The organism is Companilactobacillus nuruki, from assembly GCF_002872255.1.
Classification (GTDB): Bacteria; Bacillota; Bacilli; order Lactobacillales; family Lactobacillaceae; genus Companilactobacillus; species Companilactobacillus nuruki.
The window spans coordinates 80,052-101,263 of record NZ_NIPR01000064.1 but is presented as its reverse complement, the minus strand read 5'-3'; the positions used below and the strand labels follow the sequence as shown (position 1 = coordinate 101,263).

Here is a 21,212-nt window from a genome sequence, read left to right as displayed (position 1 = left end):
TGCCCGTAAATGATGAAGGACGTTTTTCTGCATAATAAATTTTTAGGAGTATAAAATGAAAAACGTCCGTAACACAGTACCATCAATCTTATTAATTATCGTTCTAGTGGGATTTCCACAGATCAGTGAATCAATTTTTACACCAGTATTGCCTATGATCAGCAGCAATATGCATGTAACTGCTGCAACATCACAATTAACTATGAGCATCTATTTTATTGCTTTTGCGATTGGAGTTTTATTCTGGGGACAATTGTCAGATGGAATAGGTCGCAGACCTGCTATGAATATTGGAATTGTAGTTTATTTATTAGGGAATGTAGGATTATATATCAGCCCAACGTTTAGCCTTTTATTGGTCTCACGTTTTGTTCAAGCATTTGGGGCCAGTGTTGGGTCAGTCGTAACTCAAACAATTATGCGTGAAAGTTTTGACGGTATAAATGGTGCTAAGGTATTTTCTAAAGTGGGAGCCGCAATGGCTTTGTCACCTGCTTTTGGTCCGTTGATCGGTGGACTACTGGAAACTTATTTAGGATATCGCAATGTTTTCAGTGCCTTAATTGTTATGGCTACATTAGTTTTGATTTACAGTTTTTCCTGTTTACCAGAGACGCGAGACATCGATAATATTAAAAGTATTTCTTTACTGAAAGTTACCTGTAGATTGATCAAAGATCCAATCGTTTGGGCTTATGGAATTCTCATTGGTGGAGTTAATGGAGTTTTATTTGGTTATTATTCAGAAGCACCTTTCATTTTTATAAAACATTTTGGATATTCGTCCGTTAAATATGGTAGTTTGGGGATGACCTTAGCATTAGCCAGTTTGATTGGTGCAATCAATGTTAATTTTTTAGTTAAGCACATTAAATCAGAAACTATTGCGACTATCGGTTTGATATTCGCTACACTTGCTAGTGGATTATTAGTAGTAAGTTTGCAATTGAATCAAGCATATTTAATGATTATTGGATTCTTTTTGATTTTTCTAGGATTAAATACGGTTTTACCTGTAGCATTGAATTTGGCTTTGAAGGGATATGAAGATGTTATTGGGAGCGCGAGTGGAATATTTAGTTTTGGATATTATATAATTGTTAGTTTGTTGACGTATTTAGTTAGTTTTATTCATAACGGCACTATTTGGCCTTTGCCAATATTTATTTTAGTTAGTTGTATAGTTATGTTAGGTGTTTATCTATCAGCCTTATTTAGAATAAGAAAATAATAATTAATTGCCTGGGCAAATCATTTTGCTTGGGCATTTTTAATAGAGATTGAGAAATAATACTTGCATTAACTTACTGATAATCGTTATAGTTTAAAAGATTGAATTAATTGTGATTGGAAGTGAGATCGTGACCCAGTCAACATACTGGAATCGCATCGCAAATAAGGCCAAAAGTGAAAATCGTCCGTTTTTTAGCTTAGCACCAATGGAGGCTGTTACGGGTTCTGTTTTTCGTAGAGTAGTAATGAAGGCCGCTACACCAGATGTTTTTTATACAGAATTCACTAATGCGTTGAGTATTACTCATCCCTTAGCAAAGGAAACGACAAAGGGCAGATTATATATTGACCCTAAAGAAGATCCCAAGCCCATTGTGCAATTGTGGGGGAATAATGGTGAAGATTTTTCTAAAGCTGCTAAAGAGGTTAAAAAACAGGGATATGAAGCTATTGATATTAATACAGGGTGTCCTGATATAGCGGTTATTAAGAATCATAGTGGTAGTGATTTGATTCGTCATTTTGATACTACTAAAGAAATTATTGAAGGAGCCCGTCAAGCTGACTTACCTGTAAGTGTAAAGACTAGAATTGGTTATAGCGAAATTGAGGAATTTGAAACTTGGATTCCATTTTTATTGAAACAACAAGTTCCGGTTTTGACAGTTCATGTGAGAACTCGTGAAGAGATGAGTAAAGTACCTGCACATTATGAATTGATTGATCAATTGGTACAAATGCGTGATGCATATGCCCCTGATACGTTGTTACAAATAAATGGTGATATTGCTGACTATCAGGCTGGTATTCAATTAGCAAAGGATCATCCAGGTGTTGATGGAATCATGATTGGTCGAGGAATCTTCATGAATCCCTATGCTTTTGAAAGTGTGCCTAAAGAACATTCTAGTCATGAATTATTAAATCTCTTGAGGTATCAACTAGACTTGTACGATCAATTTGTAGCTAAAGGTATTCCTGGACACTTTGCGCCATTACAGAGATTTTTCAAAATCTATGTACGAGGTATGAAGGGTGCTTCTGCTATAAGAAATGATTTGATGCAGACTAAGACTACTGATGAAGCAAGAAAAATTGTTGATAAAATTGATCCCGGTGAATAAAAAATCGAAAAAAGGCTGTCCGACAACTATTTTAATAGTCATCAGACGGCCTTTTTTACGTGAAATAATTGAGATTTTTACTACTCTATATTATATAACAGCATATTTAGTGCGTATTTCTTCGGAATTTATTAATATAAATATATAAGAAAATAAGGAGGAAATTAATATGCATTGGTTATGGGTTTTGATTGTAGGTGCGATTATTGGGGCGATTGCTGGAGCAATAACTAATAATGGTAAATCAATGGGATGGATCAGCAATATTCTTGCAGGTATTATTGGTTCAAGTCTTGGTGAAGGAATCCTTGGTTCATGGGGTCCTCAATTGGCCGGGATGGCAATTTTTCCTTCTCTAATTGGAGCCATTATTTTAGTTGTAGTTGTCTCATTTGTTGTTAAAAGATTATCGTAGAGGTGAAAATATATGAAAATGCTTAAATCTATTTTTAAGTTTATGATGGTAAGTACATTAATCGTTGGCGGATTTTTAGTCGGTGGGACAGTTTTTGCTGCTAAAAAAATCGATAAGACCGGCGATAAACTACAAGATAAAATTTATCAATAAAGAGTAAGAAAGTGGAACAAGAATGTTCGGCTTTCAATTATTAAGTCAAATAAACCCTAGTAATCGAACTTTGATTACTAGGGTTTATTTGTTTAAGTATAAAAAGCTATATTTTATTTTTTTATAATTTGTTCAGTCAATGCTTTCAAAGTAGATACTTGAAAATCAGAAATTAATATATGAATATCATTTAATGATTCATTTTGACCGCTATTCAACCATTCTCGCCAAATAGCATAGACACCAGCGCTCATAAAGCTAGTCCAGTATTTTTTTTGAATATTGGAAAAGTTATTCCAGTTCATGACCTTATCATAGAAATTAGTAATATTATCATTAAAAATATTTTGAATAATAAATTCATAGTTTCTTTTGGCAGCTAGTTTCATTGGATTGGCCATTTCAGCAAAGAATTGTCCTAAAGCGTTCAATTTTTTATCTTGAGGAACTCTATTGATAATAATATTAAATTCAGAATCTATTTTGGGTTTGTAATAGGCTATCAGAATGTCTTCTAATGTTTGAAAATTACGATAAAAGGCCATTCGACTAACGCCGGCTTTTTTGACTACTTGAGTAATTGATATTTCGTTAAGATTTTTAGTTTGGAGCATATCTAATAGTGCGGTAATTAAATAATCCATTGAATCCTGCTTAATTTGTTGGGAATGTTCGGTAGCTGCCATTACACTTTCTCCTTTTTGTCACAGATGCTCTTAGTTTACTTGAGAATCTTTCATGTTGATATTAATATACAACACATGAACGTTACAAGTGAAACGTTAGCTGATGAAAAATAAGGAGATATTAAGATTATGAAAAAACAATTAGTTGTAGTAACTGGTGGTAGTGGTTTTATTGCTGTACATATTATTTTGCAACTTTTACAACAAGGGTATGCGGTTAGAACAACTGTTAGGTCTGAAGATAAAGAAGCTGTAGTTAAGGAAATGCTGATGAATGGTGGGATCAAAGATTTATCGGACCTATCATTTTCAATTGTTGATTTGTCTGCGGATAGTAATTGGGAAGAGACTATGACTGGTGCTACTTATGTAATACATGTAGCTTCACCAACCCCCAAATTGAATTTTAAAAATGAAGATGAAATGATTCGTCCCGCAGTCGGCGGAGTTTTGAGAGTTTTGAAATCTGCTCGTGATAATGGAATTAAACGTGTAGTCTTAACATCTGCATATGGTGCAATCTTTGCGGGACATAAGAATAGAACTACACCATATACTGAAAAAGATTGGTCTAATTTGGAAGCAAAGAATGTACATCCATATCAAAAATCCAAGACGATGTCAGAAATGGCCGCTTGGGATTTTGTAAAAAACGAGGGTGATGGATTAGAACTTGCGGCTGTTAATCCGGTAGGAGTAATGGGTCCTGTATTATCAGCTAAATATTCACATTCAAATATTCAGATTCAAGAGATGCTTGAAGGTAAAATCAAGGCATTACCTAAGGTTGATTCAGGATATGTGGATGTACGTGATGTGGCTAGTCTTCATATTTTAGCTATGACATCTGAGAAAGCCAATGGTGAACGATTCTTAGCAACAACTGGGGAAACACTTTCAATGATGGATGTTGCAGATATTTTAAGAGGTGCCTTTCCAAAATATGCTGATAACTTACCAACCAAATTAATTCCAAACTCGGTTATTAAAGCTGCGGCAATCGGCAATCCCAAGCTACGCATGATAGCTTCAATTGTTGGAGGTTATGCTCAAACAAGTAATAAAAAGGCTAAAACAATTTTGGGGTGGAATCCTAGGCCTGCCAAAACGGCCATTATTGCAACTGCTCAATCTATGATTGATTTGGGTATTGTAAAGTAAGTGAGAATTTGATTGGATTTACATTGCTTTTTGTAAAAGATGATATTCAGAAAATGGATAACATATATTTGAAATATTATTAATGCAAAATAGCAATTGTACTTAATTTATACGTCCTTGTATACTTCGAAGTGCTTAAAAGATAAGCACAATTAATTGGAGGTAATACATATGACTGTGAAGATTACTGAAAAAATGAAATTTAGTCCATCGTTTGAATATATTGATGATGGTAGAGAACATGGTGTACTTAGTCCTTTTGAAACTAAAGAAATGATTTTAGAAAAAGGACATCAGATTTCTGAAGGGTTTAAACCCTTGTCTTGTGATATAAAAATGTTGAAAGATGTTCCTGTTAAATTACGTGATGGTGTTACGATATATACCGATATTTTCATGCCTACGAGTGGGGAGAAGTTTCCGACTCTAATAGCTTGGAGTCCATATGGAAAGAGTGCTGGTACGGCACCACGATATATCAATCTTTTTAATATGCTAGGTATGGGAGAAGAATGGAATTCAGGTTTGACTAAGTTTGAGGCGCCTGATCCAGCATATTGGGTAGAACATGGCTATGCGGTTTGTAATCCAGATATGCGTGGAATAGCACATAGTGAGGGAAATACTACTATGCTAGGTTCTCAAGAGGCACAAGATGGTTATGATTTAATTGAATGGATTGCATCTCAATCTTGGTCCAATGAAAAAACTGCGTTAACTGGAACCTCATATTTAGCTTGGTCACAATGGTACATTGCTGCTGAAATGCCTCCTCATTTGACTTGTATTAATCCAACTGAGGGACTTTCTGATGCATACCGAGATTTAGCGTTTATTGGTGGTATACCTGATGAAAACTTTATTGGCAGATTGTCTGTTAATCATGTTTCTGCAATAGGAGCTAAAAGGGAAGACTTAGTTAAAGAAATGCATTCTGAACCTTTAGCAGATGCTGATATCTGGAAGGATAAAATTGCTGATCCAAGTAAAATAAAAATTCCAGCATTTGTTATAGCCAGTTATTCTAATACATTGCATACAATGGGGACATTTCGTGCCTGGAGAACTCTGGGGTCAAAGGAAAAATGGTTGAGAATACATGATCGTCAAGAATGGCCATATTATTATAATAAGGATAATACTGAAGAATTGAGACGATTTTTCGATTATTATTTATTGAATAAGGATAATGGCTGGAACAAGACGTCTAAAGTAAGATATAGTCTAATTGATTTTAAAGGTAAAAATCAAAATGACATTTCGGCAACATCATTTCCACCAGCAAATGCTCAATCTGTTAAATATTATATGAATGGAAAATCGAGAACTTTAGATGAAAGTCCATTAAAAGAAGATTTTGAGGTTAAATATCAGGCCGGTGGTTTACCTGGAAGAACTTCATTTCAAATGATTTTCAATAAAGATACTCAATTTGTTGGATACCCAAAAGCCAAACTATTCATGCAATGTGCAGGTTATGATGATATGGATGTTTTTGTATGGGTACAAAAGTTAGATAAAATAGGAAATGTTCTAAGTGAATTTGTTGTCCCAAATCATGGAGCTGCTCTGCAAGACTTTACACAAGAAGGTGCTTCGGCCTTACGCTATAAAGGTTCATGGGGACGACTGAGAGCTTCAATGCGGCATTTGGATGATCAAATATCAACCGAGGAAATCCCGTCATATACTTTTGATCGTATTGAAAAGATTGATAAAAATGAAGTAATTGCTTTAGATATAATATTAAGTCCAATGGGATTATCATATAATGCTGGTGATACTTTAAGGGTTGTGGTTAGTTCGAAAGATGAACTTGGGTCAGTGATGCCTGGTACTCCTGGGTGTACGCCTGATAATAAAGGAATCCATATTTTACATACAGGTGGTAAATATGCGTCATATTTACAATTGCCATTATTGTCTAAATAGTATTACTTGTTGAATGAATATGTTTGTAGTAACTTTATCAAGAAGTTACTACAAACATATTTTTTTAGAATGGAGTTAATAGGTTTGAAATTATCAACGTTGAATCATTTCGTAGCTGTAGCTACTGAAAAAAGTTTTACAAAAGCCGCGGATAAATTATTTGTGTCACAACCAACTCTCAGTAGGCAAATACAAGAATTAGAAGCGGAACTTGGAGTCGTGCTTTTTATTCGAAAAAGTCATTCAGTTATTTTATCAAATAAAGGTGAAAAATTTTTTGCTGAAGCCACAGATATTTTAAAAAGAGTTCAACGTTTATCACATATGTTTGATGATGAAAAAGTGTCCGATTTACAACCAGCTATATTAAAAATAGGTTATCTACCTAATTTTAATATGGGAAAAATGTATGAAATTTTGAGAAGGTTTGGAAAGAATTATCCCAATGTTCAATTTATAATGAATCAAGATACCCCAATGAATTTAACTAACGGGATTTTGGATGGACATTATGATTTGGTGTTTTGTATATCATCTTATTTTCAATCGCAAAAAAATCTAAAAAAAGAATTGTTTATGAAAAATCATCTACAAATCGCGTTACCAGTTGATCATAAATTATCTAAGAAAAAGAAAGTATATTTCTCTGAACTTAAAGAAGAATCATTTATCTTATTAGAAAGACAACAATCACCCGTAATTGTTGATTATGTCATTAATCAGGGACTACAAAATGGTTTTAATTTGAAAGCAGATCATTATGTTAAGGACTTAGACCAGGGATTATCTATGGTCGGACTAGGAAAAGGATTGGCATTTTTGTACTCTGGGATGAATAATGGAACATTAGAAAGAGAATATCATATTAAAATAGTGGATTTGGATAATTCTGAGGAGAAGCAAGATATTCTTAGTGTAATTAATAAAAATAATAAGAATCAATTTCTTCAAAAACTGAATTTATATCTAATTGATGAGAAAACATCTGAGATATAACTTGAGAATGATATAAATATACAACGGAGAATTGAAACAAAGTATAGTTTTTCAAATTAAGTCAAATAAGACGACAACTTAATTTTAAGTTGTCGTCTTATTTGAATATTCTAAAAAATTTTATCTTAAGCTAATGATTACTACCAACGACCTTAACTTTGACCCTAGTTGTATCACCAGGAGCATAGGATAAGGGGATTTCTTCAATTGAAACTGTTTCGATAGTATCCTCAACAGCACCAGCATTGACTGCTTGTTGATTAGCTTGTAATTCAGCATCCTTAATTGCATCGGTTCTTGGAGTGTCTACATATTGATAGACCTTTTCATACTCACCACCGATTTGTGCGATTGTTGCTCCGATAGCATTGGCGACACCCCCAAATTTGTCAGTGTAAATTTGGGCGACTCCTTTAAGATGATTAGGTGAAATTATAGCGCCGCCTCCAACCAAAATTACAGGTACGTCCTTAGAACTTGTTTTCATTCTATCAATGGCATCTTCCAAGATTTGGGTGATAATTGTCATTGCATGTTGAGCAACATCGTCACTTATTGATGAAAGTAATGATGGGTCTCCAATCTGACACATACCTAATTTGACTGCTATATCGGTGGTAGTTAAAACATCACCACCAAATACTTTAGCTTTCTCAGTGATCTCATAACCAACACTATCAGGTCCGACTGTGATAGTTCCATCCGAGTTTTCTCGAACAATACTGCCTCCGCCTAAACCGACTGATAGTATATCTGGCATTCTAAAGTTAGTTTGAATGCCTCCAACAGTGACTGATTTAGATGATTCACGAGGAAAGCCGTTAACTAGAACTCCAATATCAGATGTAGTGCCACCAATATCTAACACCAGAGCATTTTCTTGTTTAGATAAATAGGCTGCTCCACGGATACTGTTAGTAGGACCACTACCGATGGTTAGTATGGGGTGGCTTTTAGCATATTCCATAGACATTAACGTACCATCATTTTGACAAAGATATTGTTTGGCATTTGTAATCCCTTCCTGTTTCAAAGCATTGAGAAAACCATCAGTAACTAATTTAATTACTTTAAATAATGCCGTATTTAAAATAGTAGCATTCTCTCTACCTATCAGCCCGATTGAACCTATTGTGGAGGAACATGAGACTGGGATATCCGGTCCTAAAATTTTTTCGGCTAGTTGTTTAACTTTTTGCTCTTGATCATTATTTATGGAAGAGAAAACTCCTATAACGGCAATGCCATCAACTTTTCCTTGCCAACTTTGTAAAATATCTTTTACTTCATCTTCTTGAAAAGGAGTAATTTCGTCGCCGTTGAATTCATACCCACCATGCACTAATGAAAAAGTATTTGATAAAATTTTTGTAATATCACTAGGCCATTCAGTGTATGGCAAGATTGAAGCGGTAGCCGGGTAACCGATTCTAATTACGCCAACTTTGCCCAATTTTTGTCTTTCAACAATGGCATTTGTAGCTTGAGTAGTGCCCAACATTGCTTCGGTAATATTTTGTACATCAATTTGACTTTGTTCAATAACTTGATGAATGGCATTGTTAATACCTGATTCAATGTCTTTTGTTGTATGAGTTTTAATATTTGAAATAACTTTTAAATTACTATCTAAGATCACTGCATCTGTATTAGTTCCACCAACATCGATACCTAATTTATACAATTTATTCACCTTTTTCTTCAACAAAATTTTTATATCTGGTTTCGATAGGAACGTAATCGACATCATATTTGAAGTATCTTGGTCCCACAGATTTGATTCCAGCTGGAGTTCGCCATTTGTCATTGGCAGGTAAGCCTAAAACGTGAACCCTTTTACCATATTTTATTTCCTCGTTTGTTACGGGTTGCAAGGTATCAACGTCTACCATAGTGATTAAATCAGGTGCGGTAGCTAGAACTTTGTCGTTGACTTTGAAAATAATATTTTCATTTTGAAAAGAAATTTGACCAGTGGATTCTGAATCTTCATTTAAGCCATGAATGATAGTTTCACCAAAATTGAATCCGCCTTTGGTTGTATGCTCTATGTCAGTAATTTTCCCAGTGAACAATCTAAATCCATTAGTGATCTTCAGTAGTTCAAGGAGTGCCTGATCTACTGAGTCAAATTCGTTTGCGTGTTGAATCAAGGTTCCTATTTTTTGGCTCTTTGTCATAATTCCGAGAACGCCTGCCTCGCGTAATTCTTTTCCAGTTAATCCGTCACTAGCACTGGTGGCAGTAGCACCCATTTGAACTGTTACGTTACGACCGATTTTTTCTGCCCAAACTGGATCAATAGTGTTTATCAAACTGGTATTTCCACGCTCATCAGTTAGCACCATTGGTGTAACTGAATGTCCAGCTAGAACAAAGGTAGACATCTGTAACTCGGGAAAAGCTCTTCCCATACCATCGGCATCAACAATAGGCATATTCATATCACTAGCCGCAACGATAGGCATCATTGAATTTATTCCTCCTGCCTCAATTGGAAAAGTACCATAGATTTTTTTGCCATAATAACTTTCCATCATTTCAAATGAGCGTCTAAATTCACTACCATTAGGGAACTTTTCCATGGAAACGGCTGGGGCTCCAATTCCGGAAGCTGAAACAAATAATTCTTCATCAGGGGCTTCTTCAGGTGATAACAATGTTACTGGCCCATTTTTCTTAATCATTGATAGAGCCATTAATTTTCCGATGTATGGATTACCACCACCGCCAGCACCTAATAAGGCTGCACCGGTTGCGATTTGATTAATGTCTTCTGCATATAATTTTCTACTCAATTTCATCGTCTCTTTCGTTATTAATTATTTAAGCTCAATTGTTGATTTGGTACTTTTTTTGTCGAAAAGCTTCATTCCAACGTAATAAATTAAACCGGAAGCAATAATTACGGTAATAGACTGAATACCCCAAGTGAAGAAATATCCGATTAGGGAACCCCCGACCCATGCAACTATTGTTACAATAGGGAATTTTTCGGTATCAGCTGGTAAAGTTCCCCGGTTATGACTCTCATCTAAAGATTTTCTATCACGTTTAAGAATCCAATAGTCAACAAACATAATTGAAGCAACTGGAGGAAAGACAACTCCCAAAACTGTTAGGAATGATGAAAATTTGTCAATCACACCAATAACGGATAAAAAGGTACCTAAACAACCAGCAACAACAGTAACCCATGCGCGGTTAAGGTTGACATGAAATACTTGTTTGAAAAAGTTGACGATATCAAGACTAGCAGAGTAAAGATTTAGATCATTGACTTTGACTGATGAAAGAACAATCAAAGCGATACCAAAGAGTCCAGTTAGTTGATAGATGATAGGCATGATTTTACTTGTACCAACAGCATGTGCCATTAGAACTCCAATTACATTGACCCCGAGTTCGCCTACTAAAGTACCAATAACACAAATCCAGAAAACATCGCGACCATTTCTTGAACGACGGGTTAAATCAGGCATAATAATTGCACCAACGATGAAATTACCAGTTACCATTGTGATAGCCGAACTCAAGCTCATGGCTGCACCAGGAGCCGCCATAGTAACAAGTCCTGCAATCGTATGACCTTTCATCATATTGTAAATAGCAACGCCCAAAACAATTAAAAAAGCGGGAACAGATATATTAGTAGTCCAACTTAATCCTTTAAATCCAAAAATTACTGAAAGCGTAACTACTAGACCAGTAATAGTTGACACAATTCCAAAATTAGCATTTTTTCCAATGATAGAAACGATTCCTTGGGCAAAGACTGAATTTTGAATACCAAACCAACCAATTAAACTGATAGCAAAGGTTAATCCAACTACAGCCGATCCAATAGTTCCAAATCCTGACCATTTTGAAAGTAAGCTAGTTGCTAGACCTTCACGTTGGCCGGCAAGACCTAATCCATAAGCAATGAATTGCAAAATAACACTGCCGATTACTGTTGAAAGTACAGCATCTCTAAAAGACATCCCGTATCCAAGTTCTGCACCTAACATAAATTGGCTTAAACAAACAAAGCCGCCAATTTGAACCATTAATATTTTCCACATTGGATCTCTTTCAGAATCGGGAACACGTTGAGTTGAATAATCATCAAATGTTCCTTCACTATTTTGTGGAGTTTCTACAATGGTAGTTGTAGCATCGTCTTTATCTAAATCCATATTAAAATCCTCCTAAAAACATAGGTAATGTGCGTATAGTTGTCTTAGAACAAGATTAAAATCACATTAGAAATATTAAATTTATATTAGAGAACATTAGCAGAAAATTTGTGAATATGCAATGAAATATTTAAAAAAAGATTGATATAATAGCATTTGCTCTTAAAAGTGGGAACAATTCCTGCTATTTTATAAAAAAACATTAAATTAAATTACAGCTAATAATTTAAATGTATTTTAATAATTAGACTAAAAATGTATAAAAATAGCCAACGATTATAAAATATATAATCGTTGGCCAAGTTCATTAATTATTAAAATTGGATGATGTTTGGTTAATCGATACAATTTTTTTAAATAGTACCATTGAACCTAAGAAGAAAGTTGTTGCCAAAATGGCTGTTATTGGCAACATATGGAACATATTCTTAGGTAGAACCAAGGCTAATAATGGAAAAGCAAATGCGGCGGGTAGTTTAATTTTTAATATCTGTAATAGTAAAAATACTAAAGGAAGTGCAATTAGAGCTGATAGTAGCCATGAAGAAAATATTAAGTGTATTAATACACCAATAGTTGCTGCCCCTACTAAGGCAATAAAATGTTTACAAGCCATGCGCCAATTATAATTTGGCTTTTGCAGAACTTCGAAAAAGACAACCATTACGGGTGGAATAGCAGCCATTTGGGAAAAACCAAAGAACCAAACAGTTCCAACCCAAACGGCAGCCATAATTGTAAAAACCAACATATGATGTTTTTTAATTGAAGTACTGGGGACGGTTTGTTTATAGCCGCCTTGAACTAGTACACCAATCATTAGAATAGATGTAAATATTAGTATTGCAATAATAAATGACCAATGTGTTGCGTTGATAATAATTGGTAGCAATCCAGTGGCAAAAGATGGAGCCAGGTTTGATTTAAGAACTTTTAATAAGATTAGCATCAATAAAAGCCCTAATAGAACCTTTTGAGCGTAATTTATTTTTAACTGATTAATCAGAAAACCAATGATAGCTGTTCCAGAAGGGGCTAGAAATATTTTAGTTGGCTGATTAATCCATCCGTCATTTTGATAGATCCAAGTTCCAGCGGTTAAAGCGCCGATCTCAGGTAGGATAATTTCGAAATCATTTAGAAATGTAGCTGTTGCAACCATGAAAATAATTAATGAAAATCCGATTAAATAGTTGCGTTTTTCAATAGTATTCAATTGCATGTGGTGGTTAGTCTCTCCTTTTAATACTGATGCTTTAGCAAAACTAAATAAGCTTAACATAAATTAGTACTTTCTGAAAATGACAAAGTTTATTGCCAGTAAAAGTTTGATAAGCTTTATCATAATATTTATGTTGAATTTATGTAATTATCGAATATACGATTTGGACAATAGACTATCTTTTTTAGAAAAACCAGTTATCATATGAGGTATACCAAGAATATAAATATGAATTATTGATTTAAACTTATAAACAAAAAAGGAGTATATTTTCATGGCAGACGCAACCAACGAGCTTACAAAAGAATATGATGCTGATAAGATAGATGATATTTTGAGTGAGCTTGATGATTCAAAGATAAAAATTGATGCTTTAATGGATTATAATCTTCAATTGAGGCGTTCCAATGACCAGCAAATTAATAAGAATATTTTAGCTTATGAGTTTGCAAGATTAAGTCCAATTATGGAGCTATTGAATAATGATGTTTTTGAGTCGTTGGATAGAGTAGCGAAAGTTTTAAGTACAGATAAGTAGTATGAATAGTAAAAAATCATTTCAAGTAAGATTGAAATGATTTTTTTGTTTTGAAATGAAGACTTTATTTTTATTAGAGATATTATTATTTTTGATATCATTGCTATATGTGGTTAGGGTATTTTGGCCTGTAAGAATGAAATTGCTTAATGGAGACAAGGAGATCATTGTTTCCATTAGAAATCGTCATAATTTGAAGATATGTACAAGTGTAATTGTGATTGTCTTGATAAACTGGATGGTTTTTTAAGACCTTTTATTTAGTTAACGGTATTAAATTGTTATATTGTGCTTGACATTGTGCTTATTTTTTTATAACATTTTACTGTTAATGGGCATTCGCCAAATGGTAAGGCAGCGGACTCTGAATCCGCAATTTATTGGTTCGAACCCAATATGCCCAATACAATACTCACAGAAAGCTTGTTATATCAAGCTTTTAACTGATAGAAACCGAATGGGTACCCGTGATAGTGCCCGTCTTAGAAGTTTACGTAATTTGAATACTTCTTTGCGGTTTCTTTTTTTTCTAAATTTTGTGAAGAATGAATCTAGCTATAAACTAAAAAAGTATTTGAACTGATCAAATTCAAATTGAGATTTAATTTAAACAAAATGCAAATAGTATTAATATTGATTTTCCTAGGAATATTCGCTTATAAATATCTGTTTTACGGATACTTTTCCGTCCAATTCACCTTCAGTATTTGCCTGATACTTAACCTCATAATCTTTGTCAATTTTATTAGAATGGAAAACAAAGTCAGTATCGTTTAAGCTTTCTATTTGTTGTGAATCTTTTTCCATATACTCGGAATAATATTCTTTAAGACTTTCAGTATCTGACAATAAAATAGGGGTTTTAATGAGATCTAAACGTACACTTTTTATAATATTATTTGGAGCTGAAATATGTACATAGTTTAAGGGAGATTTTTCTGTGAAATCGCCTAATTTATTTTCATTAACATCCGACAAGCTCAATTCACCATATACAGTCATAGAGCTGATTGTTGTTTTATCGTTATTCATTGAATTTGATTCTGTACTTTGAGAGTTATTATTATTTTGCTTTACTTGGGTACTTTCGTTATCTAGTTTTTTAACTATCCCTTGTTGCTTCAAAGTTTGTTTTTTAGTTGGCTTTTTTAGTTTTATTCTTTTTATATATTTTGTGGAAGACCCTTTCTTCCAATATGTAATCTTTACAGTTCCACTATTCATATAGGCTTCATTAATATTTGAATTGTCTGATAATCCATTGGAATATTCCAATAATTCTTCTTTCATGTTCCCGGTACCTTTTTTTGTAGTTGGATTCTGAGAGTATTTATTATCGTCAATTTTATAATATGTTTCTCTAGGTAAACTGAAGCTTATATGATACATCCAATAATAACCATCGCCAGCAGGCTTATATTCGTTAGATGAATTTAGTTCAAGAAAGGGTTTATTTGGAACTTTCTTTTGGAGTTTTGGATTAAGTGGATTAATAATCATTAGTATCAAAAACATGCCAATCAACCATACCCACCATTTTTTATAAAAGGGCTTTTTATTTCTAATAACTCTACTTTCTCTATTCATAATTTCTCCTAAAACGATATATTTATCGCTTTAATTATATCAGAAAGGGATGTAGTAATAATTGAGGTGTATTAATTTTTATTAGACATTCAAAAATTAAAAAAACAATACCATTTTGATATATTCAATATTAAAAATGAGAAATCGGCAAAGAAAATTATCTTTGCCGATTTTTTAATATCCAAATCTCTGATAAAAGCCCTTACAACCATAGGCCTTCGCCAATAAATTATAATTTCTAATATTCATTAAAATTTATATCCAGATACATCCATATCTAAGGAAGAATGTGTTACATTATTTAATGGAGTGAAATAATTATTTTTGTGAGGTGAACCAATGGAGAAAGGCGAGATATTAGTAACTACAACTGAACATGTTCCAGGTCGTGAATACGAGATTATTGGTGAGGTTTTTGGTTTAACAACTCAATCAAAAAATGTCGTTAAAAATATCGGTGCTGGATTCAAAAACATTGTTGGTGGTGAAATCAAAGCTTACACAGAACTATTAACTGAGGCTCGTGACATTGCAATTGACCGTTTGCGTCAAAATGCTTTGGATATGGGTGCTGATGCAGTAGTGATGATGCGTTTTGATTCAGACTCTATCAGTGCTGACATGGAAACAGTTGCAGCGTATGGTACCGCAGTAAAATTTAAGTAAGGTGATTAAATGGCATTAGAATATAATAAGAGTTCTTTATCTGCTTGTACGAGTATTTTAATTGGTAAGAAGGCTACGATTGATGGCTCGACTATCATTGGTAGAAACGAAGATGCAATGCCTTCATGGCCTAAGCATTTTGTTATACATGGACATAAAGAATTTGTTGATAATCAAAAATTTGTTTCTAAAGCCAATGACTTTCAAATGGATCTGCCTAAAATTCGCTATAAATATTCTGCAACTCCTGAATGGACCTTTAAAGAAGGATTATTTGAAGAGGATGGTTTCAACGAGTATGGCGTTGGAATGAGTGCAACGGAAAGTGCGTATTCAAACCAACGTGTATTAGGCGTTGATCCTCTTGTTAAAAATGGTATTGGCGAAGAAGCCATGATTACAGTAGTTTTGCCTTATGTTAAAACCGCTAGGGAAGGCGTGTTACGTTTAGGAAAAATTATTGAAGATTATGGAACCTGTGAAACTAATGGGGTATTGTTCTCTGATAAGGATGAGGTATGGTATTTCGAAAGTGGATCAGGCCACTACTGGGTTGCTCAGCGTATCCCCGATGATTGTTACGCTGTAGTAGCCAATCAGTTAGCTATTCAAGAAATTGATTTTAACGATGAAAATAATTTCTTGTATCATAAAGATATTAAAAATTTTGTCGATGATAATCATTTGAATGCTAAGCCTGATAGTTTTAACTTCAGAGAAATTTTTGGAACACATGATTTGTCTGATGAGATTTACAGCACGCCACGTGTTTGGTGGGGACAACAGCAGTTCTCAGGTGCAACTGATGAAAGTCCAGAAAGTGAAGATTTAGCTTTTATTAAAAAGGCTAATCGCTTGTTAAGTGTTGATGATGCGCAAGATTATTTGGCTTCTCATTATCAGAAGACTGAATTTGATCCTTTGAATGATTCAGTAAATAATAAGCGTTATCGTCCAATTAGCTTGGCTAAGACTCAGGAGTCACATGTTTTACAAATTAGACCTAATATGAAGCCTAAAATCGCTTGTGTTCAATGGTTAGCCATGGGTGTAGCTTCTCAAAGTATCTATGTTCCGTTTTATATGGGAATGACTGATACTCCTGAAGAGTACAAGCTAGGTGAGCTACCATACGACTCTAAGTCAGCCTATTGGACTTATAAATTAGCCGGTGTTTTATTAGACGGCCATTACAAAGAACTTGGAAAGGATTTCCAAGCCAAGCAAAAGGACATCAATATCACACTTCGTAAGAAGTTGAAAGATTTCGATAAAGAGGCCTTGAGCACAGATGATGATAAATTACCTAATTATTTAACGAAGGCTTCATTTGAAATAGCTAAAGTTTCACTTGATAGCTATAAAGAGCTGATTGCTCAATTAATTACGGACTCGACTGATTTTTCACCTCTAAACTTCAAGACAGATATGAATTTATAAGAATTCGTACATTGAAAATTAAATGAGGGGTTTTAAAAATGAATGATGGTAATGCGCCGAAAAAGACAATCACATTATTTGGTTTAATTATGATGATCTTTACGGCAATCTTTGGATTCGCTAATACAACTGTTGCATATGAACAGATGGGATTAGCAAGTATTGTTTGGTATGTATTTGCTGCTATTTTCTTCTTTCTTCCAGTAGGATTTATGATGGCAGAGTATGGTTCTGCTTTTAATGAAGCAAAAGGTGGAATTTATTCATGGATCGATGGAGCCGTAGGTGCAAAGTGGGCTTTCATTGGTACTTTTATGTGGTTAGCTTCATGGGAGGTCTGGTTAGTTTCAACCTCCTCAAAGGTTTGGATTCCACTGTCAACTATGTTTGCTGGTCATGATACAACTCAAACATGGGGTATGTTTGGATTGAGTGCCACACAAGTTATTGGTATCTTAGCTGTTCTTTGGATTATTTTTGTTACTTATACCGCTACTCAAGGTATGGATAAAATTTCTAAAGTTTCAAGTTTTGGTGGTATCATGACTATTGCTTTGAACGGTATTTTCTTTCTTTTAAGTTTAGCCGTTTTGTTTATGTCAGGTTTTCACACCGCAGAACCAATCCATGGATTAAATACGTTTATCCATTCGGCTAATCCAGCCTTTGCGTCACCACTAGGAATGGTTTCATTTATCGTTTATGCTATTTTTGCATATGGTGGTATGGAATCTGTTGGTGGTGTTACAGATAGTATGAAGAATCCTAAACGTGATTTTCCACGTGGTGTTTTAATTTCCGCGGGAGTTATCACTTTGCTTTACTCATTGACTATTTTATGTTGGGCTATGAGCGCCAACTGGAGTTCCGTTGTTTCAAAGGGAAATGTTAACTTGGGTAATATTACTTACGTTATGATGAGTAATCTTGGTTATACATTTGGTACACATATTGGTTTAGGCAGTGCCGCTGCTATTACACTTGGTGAATGGTTGGCACGTTTTACTGGATTCGATATGTTCATCCTTTATATGGGTGCGTTCTTTGTTTTGATTTATTCACCATTAAAATCTTTTGTTATGGGAACACCAAAGGATTTCTGGCCTGCAAAGGTTACTAAATTAAATAAACATGGTATGCCCGCATATGCAATGTGGGTTCAAGCTATTGTTGTTATTGTCCTTATCCTAATTGTTGATATGGGTGGTAAAAATGCTAAGGCCTTGTACAATGTTTTGACATTGATGGCTAATGTTTCAACAACAGTCCCATATTTATTCTTAGTTGGTGCATATCCATTCTTTAATATGAATAAGGATATTGAAAAACCATATTTATTCTATAAGAATAAGAAGATTATGTGGACTGTAACCACAATCGTTTTCTTAGTTTTAGCTTTCGCAATTATCTTTACATTGCTTCAACCAATTATGGAAGGCGCGTATACAGATGCTCTTTGGACAATCCTTGGACCAGTTGTCTTTGGGCTTGTCGGATTCATTTTATACTATAGATATGAACATAAAGATCATAGTAAAGTTAGTGTTGGTGCTGAAGCTACTAAGTAGTAAAAATAAAGTTAATTTTATTTTTAATAATAAGATTAGCTTTATTTTTTTGAAAAAATTAAATATATTCTGTGAAAATCGTTGTGAGTCTCAAATCAAAATCGAATTTAAACATAAATATAGCCCCTTTAGTTTGGACGTAAAGCCAAACTAAAGGGGCTATTTCAATACTTTTTAAGTTGATTTTTATTCAACTGGATGTTTATCAGTTAAAGCTTTAGTACGTGCATCTAATTCTTGAAGCTTTTCAGGATCATCATGATACTTAATAGCATCAACAATAATACGTGCTACCTCTTCACAATCCTCTTCATCAAATCCTCTTGATGTAATAGCAGGAGAACCTAGGCGCAAGCCAGATGTTAATTTAGGAGGCAATGGATCATTAGGAATTGCTTCCTTGTTAGTTGTTATATGAATTGAATCAAGTAAGTTTTGAACTTCCATACCATTGAGACCGGAGTCAGTTAAAACAACATTTAATAAATGATTATCTGTACCACCAGTTAAAACTGAAAGGTTATCAGCATCATTAATTACTTTAGCCATGGCAGCGGCATTCTTAACTACTTGTTCCATATAAGTTTTGAATTCGGGTTGAAGATCTTCACCGAAGGCAACGGCTTTAGCTGCAATAACATGTTCTAATGGGCCACCTTGGTTTCCTGGGAAAACAGCTGAATTAATTTTTTTACCCAATTCAGCTTTGGCAAGAATCATACCACCACGAGGTCCTCTTAACGTTTTGTGAGTAGTTGTAGTAACAATGTCAGCAACCCCAACTGGAGTAGGGTGTAGACCAACAGCAACTAATCCGGCAATGTGCGCCATATCAACCATTAGATATGCGTCAACTGAATCAGCAATCTCTCTAAACCTTTTGAAGTCAATGATACGACTGTAAGCAGAAGCACCAGCTACGATTAGTTTGGGCTTAGTTTCTTCAGCAATTTTTTGAACATCATCATAGTCAATTAGACCATCATCATTAACGCCATATGAATGGAATTGGTACATTTTACCAGAGAAGTTGACTTTTGAGCCGTGAGTCAAATGACCACCAGCATTCAAATCCATACCAAGTACTGAATCTCCTGGTTTTAGAACAGCTTGATAAGCTGCAGCGTTAGCTTGAGAACCAGAATGTGGTTGAACATTGACGTATTCTGCGTTAAATAGCTCTTTAGCACGATCAATGGCAATTTGTTCAACCTGATCGATATATTCACAACCACCATAATAACGGTGGCCAGGATAACCTTCAGCATATTTATTAGTTAAAACGGAGCCCTGAGCGTTTCTAACGTTGTCAGAAACAATATTTTCAGAAGCAATTAACTCAATATTTCTATTTTGTCGTTCCTCTTCTTTTTTGATTAAATCAAAGATTGCTTTATCACCTGTACTGTATTGCACTACGACCATCTCCTCAATAATTATTATTAACTACACTAGTACCATCGCTATAATTAATTTTCACACCCTTTTCAATGTTAAAAATATAAACATTGAAGGTAACTCTGTTATCAGGCTGTCCATTGTTATCTAAAGATTCAGCCATCATTTGCACTCCACGAGCGACTAGCTCATTACCACGAAATATCGGTTTGACTCGATACCTAATATAATTATTAGGGTTTTGCTTGAGGTAGTAAGCAATGTCATTCTCATGCTTAAGCATTTCGGGAGAGTTCAAGGAACGAGTACCAGTCATCAAGTTTTTCAGATTATTATTTTGTCCGGTCAATTGATAACCAATTAGATGTGATCGATTATATAGCCAACCACCTTGAATCTTCTTGTTGCGCCAGCCTGTTGGATTGACATAAAGCGGCTCACGTTTTTGTGTGGGCATTAAGCTTTTACTCAATAAGGCATCTGCTTGTACAACTCGATTAAGATTGTCCAAGTCAGCAAATTGTTGCCAAGGACCATTCGAGATGTTTAGTTCGGATTTTGTGAAAGTAGGCGTATTGTTATTGACTTCAATTTCTTGAGTACCTTGATAATTTAGATTAGACAAATTGATTGTGGAAGAGGTTTTACTCTTTTCGACCTGTCTAGGATTATCACCTGTACCCAAGTTATTATTTTGATAGGATTCGTAAACTCCCGAACCACCTACGGCAATTAACAGAAGTCCTAATGAAACCAATCGTCGATGAATTTTACGTTTTGGTTTAATCATGAAGGTAGTAAACAACACAATTGCACCCAAAACGATCAGTAATAACATATACATAAAAATTTCCCCTCACTGTGAAGACTAATGAAATCTCCACTTAAGATTTTATCATAAATTTTCAGAAATCT

General features: G+C 34.4%; 19 protein-coding genes and 1 tRNA gene. 12 read left to right on the top strand and 8 right to left on the bottom strand.

Annotation, left to right across the window (positions count from 1 at the left end):
* Positions 1 to 55 precede the first annotated feature (55 nt).
* The 4 genes from CBP76_RS12895 (at position 56) to CBP76_RS13275 (ending at position 2,925) form a co-directional block, all read left to right on the top strand.
* The gene (locus tag CBP76_RS12895) at positions 56 to 1,231 is read left to right on the top strand and encodes a multidrug effflux MFS transporter (RefSeq protein ID WP_102197267.1); all 1,176 of its coding nucleotides are present in this window, start codon (positions 56 to 58) and stop codon (positions 1,229 to 1,231) included.
* Between the two features lie 130 nt (positions 1,232 to 1,361).
* Positions 1,362 to 2,357 carry a tRNA dihydrouridine synthase gene (locus tag CBP76_RS12890; RefSeq protein WP_102197266.1) on the top strand — a complete coding sequence of 332 codons (996 nt, stop codon included), beginning with the start codon at positions 1,362 to 1,364 and terminating at the stop codon, positions 2,355 to 2,357.
* Positions 2,358 to 2,526: 169 nt separating this feature from the next.
* The gene (locus CBP76_RS12885; protein WP_102197265.1) at positions 2,527 to 2,772 is read left to right on the top strand and encodes a GlsB/YeaQ/YmgE family stress response membrane protein; all 246 of its coding nucleotides are present in this window, start codon (positions 2,527 to 2,529) and stop codon (positions 2,770 to 2,772) included.
* Between the two features lie 12 nt (positions 2,773 to 2,784).
* The gene (locus tag CBP76_RS13275) at positions 2,785 to 2,925 is read left to right on the top strand and encodes a hypothetical protein (protein WP_166667280.1); all 141 of its coding nucleotides are present in this window, start codon (positions 2,785 to 2,787) and stop codon (positions 2,923 to 2,925) included.
* Between the two features lie 113 nt (positions 2,926 to 3,038).
* Here CBP76_RS13275 and CBP76_RS12880 read toward each other — a convergent pair whose 3' ends face one another.
* On the bottom strand, positions 3,039 to 3,611 hold the full coding sequence (locus CBP76_RS12880; RefSeq protein WP_102197264.1) for a TetR/AcrR family transcriptional regulator: 573 nt from the start codon (positions 3,609 to 3,611) through the stop codon (positions 3,039 to 3,041).
* Positions 3,612 to 3,740: 129 nt separating this feature from the next.
* Between CBP76_RS12880 and CBP76_RS12875 the strand changes: the two genes are divergently transcribed.
* The 3 genes from CBP76_RS12875 to CBP76_RS12865 all read left to right on the top strand — a co-directional run bounded on the left by CBP76_RS12875 (position 3,741) and on the right by CBP76_RS12865 (position 7,700).
* On the top strand, positions 3,741 to 4,772 hold the full coding sequence (locus CBP76_RS12875; protein WP_102197263.1) for an SDR family oxidoreductase: 1,032 nt from the start codon (positions 3,741 to 3,743) through the stop codon (positions 4,770 to 4,772).
* A 171-nt stretch (positions 4,773 to 4,943) separates the two neighbouring features.
* Positions 4,944 to 6,704, top strand: coding sequence for a CocE/NonD family hydrolase (locus CBP76_RS12870; protein ID WP_102197262.1), 1,761 nt, complete (start codon positions 4,944 to 4,946; stop codon positions 6,702 to 6,704).
* 84 nt (positions 6,705 to 6,788) lie between these two features.
* Complete coding sequence (locus tag CBP76_RS12865) at positions 6,789 to 7,700, top strand: LysR family transcriptional regulator (RefSeq protein WP_102197261.1); 912 nt, start codon at positions 6,789 to 6,791, stop codon at positions 7,698 to 7,700.
* Between the two features lie 130 nt (positions 7,701 to 7,830).
* On the opposite strand, the gene CBP76_RS12860 is transcribed toward CBP76_RS12865, so the two are convergent.
* The 4 genes from CBP76_RS12860 to CBP76_RS12845 all read right to left on the bottom strand — a co-directional run bounded on the left by CBP76_RS12860 (position 7,831) and on the right by CBP76_RS12845 (position 13,160).
* Positions 7,831 to 9,384 (bottom strand): ROK family protein, encoded by a 1,554-nt coding sequence (locus CBP76_RS12860; RefSeq protein WP_102197260.1) that lies wholly within the window; start codon positions 9,382 to 9,384, stop codon positions 7,831 to 7,833.
* A 1-nt stretch (position 9,385) separates the two neighbouring features.
* Positions 9,386 to 10,498 carry an S-methyl thiohydantoin desulfurase family protein gene (locus tag CBP76_RS12855; protein ID WP_102197259.1) on the bottom strand — a complete coding sequence of 371 codons (1,113 nt, stop codon included), beginning with the start codon at positions 10,496 to 10,498 and terminating at the stop codon, positions 9,386 to 9,388.
* A gap of 24 nt (positions 10,499 to 10,522) precedes the next feature.
* Complete coding sequence (locus tag CBP76_RS12850) at positions 10,523 to 11,878, bottom strand: purine-cytosine permease family protein (RefSeq protein WP_174683330.1); 1,356 nt, start codon at positions 11,876 to 11,878, stop codon at positions 10,523 to 10,525.
* A gap of 307 nt (positions 11,879 to 12,185) precedes the next feature.
* Positions 12,186 to 13,160, bottom strand: a complete 975-nt coding sequence (locus CBP76_RS12845) for a hypothetical protein (RefSeq protein WP_245865804.1) — start codon at positions 13,158 to 13,160, stop codon at positions 12,186 to 12,188.
* Between the two features lie 214 nt (positions 13,161 to 13,374).
* Here CBP76_RS12845 and CBP76_RS12840 point away from each other — a divergent pair, with 214 nt between their 5' ends.
* On the top strand, positions 13,375 to 13,638 hold the full coding sequence (locus CBP76_RS12840) for a hypothetical protein (protein ID WP_102197257.1): 264 nt from the start codon (positions 13,375 to 13,377) through the stop codon (positions 13,636 to 13,638).
* Positions 13,639 to 13,970: 332 nt separating this feature from the next.
* Positions 13,971 to 14,042: transfer RNA gene (locus tag CBP76_RS12835), tRNA-Gln, on the top strand.
* Positions 14,043 to 14,280: 238 nt separating this feature from the next.
* Here the strand turns inward: CBP76_RS12835 and CBP76_RS12830 are convergent.
* A complete protein-coding gene (locus CBP76_RS12830) occupies positions 14,281 to 15,225 on the bottom strand; it encodes a hypothetical protein (protein ID WP_102197256.1) in 945 nt (314 codons plus the stop codon).
* Positions 15,226 to 15,564: 339 nt separating this feature from the next.
* On the opposite strand from CBP76_RS12830, the gene CBP76_RS12825 reads away from it, so the two are divergent.
* Genes CBP76_RS12825 through yjeM form a run of 3 tightly spaced genes read left to right on the top strand, consistent with a single transcriptional unit; the run spans position 15,565 to position 18,899 of the window.
* Positions 15,565 to 15,891 carry a heavy metal-binding domain-containing protein gene (locus CBP76_RS12825; protein WP_102197255.1) on the top strand — a complete coding sequence of 109 codons (327 nt, stop codon included), beginning with the start codon at positions 15,565 to 15,567 and terminating at the stop codon, positions 15,889 to 15,891.
* 9 nt (positions 15,892 to 15,900) lie between these two features.
* The gene (locus CBP76_RS12820) at positions 15,901 to 17,331 is read left to right on the top strand and encodes a C69 family dipeptidase (protein WP_102197254.1); all 1,431 of its coding nucleotides are present in this window, start codon (positions 15,901 to 15,903) and stop codon (positions 17,329 to 17,331) included.
* Between the two features lie 38 nt (positions 17,332 to 17,369).
* A complete protein-coding gene (yjeM, locus tag CBP76_RS12815; RefSeq protein WP_102197253.1) occupies positions 17,370 to 18,899 on the top strand; it encodes a glutamate/gamma-aminobutyrate family transporter YjeM in 1,530 nt (509 codons plus the stop codon).
* 186 nt (positions 18,900 to 19,085) lie between these two features.
* On the opposite strand, the gene glyA is transcribed toward yjeM, so the two are convergent.
* Together glyA and CBP76_RS12805 are read right to left on the bottom strand one after the other, a co-directional pair.
* Positions 19,086 to 20,324, bottom strand: a complete 1,239-nt coding sequence (gene glyA / locus CBP76_RS12810; protein WP_102197252.1) for a serine hydroxymethyltransferase — start codon at positions 20,322 to 20,324, stop codon at positions 19,086 to 19,088.
* 4 nt (positions 20,325 to 20,328) lie between these two features.
* A complete protein-coding gene (locus tag CBP76_RS12805) occupies positions 20,329 to 21,141 on the bottom strand; it encodes a DNA/RNA non-specific endonuclease (protein ID WP_102197251.1) in 813 nt (270 codons plus the stop codon).
* Positions 21,142 to 21,212 lie beyond the last annotated feature (71 nt).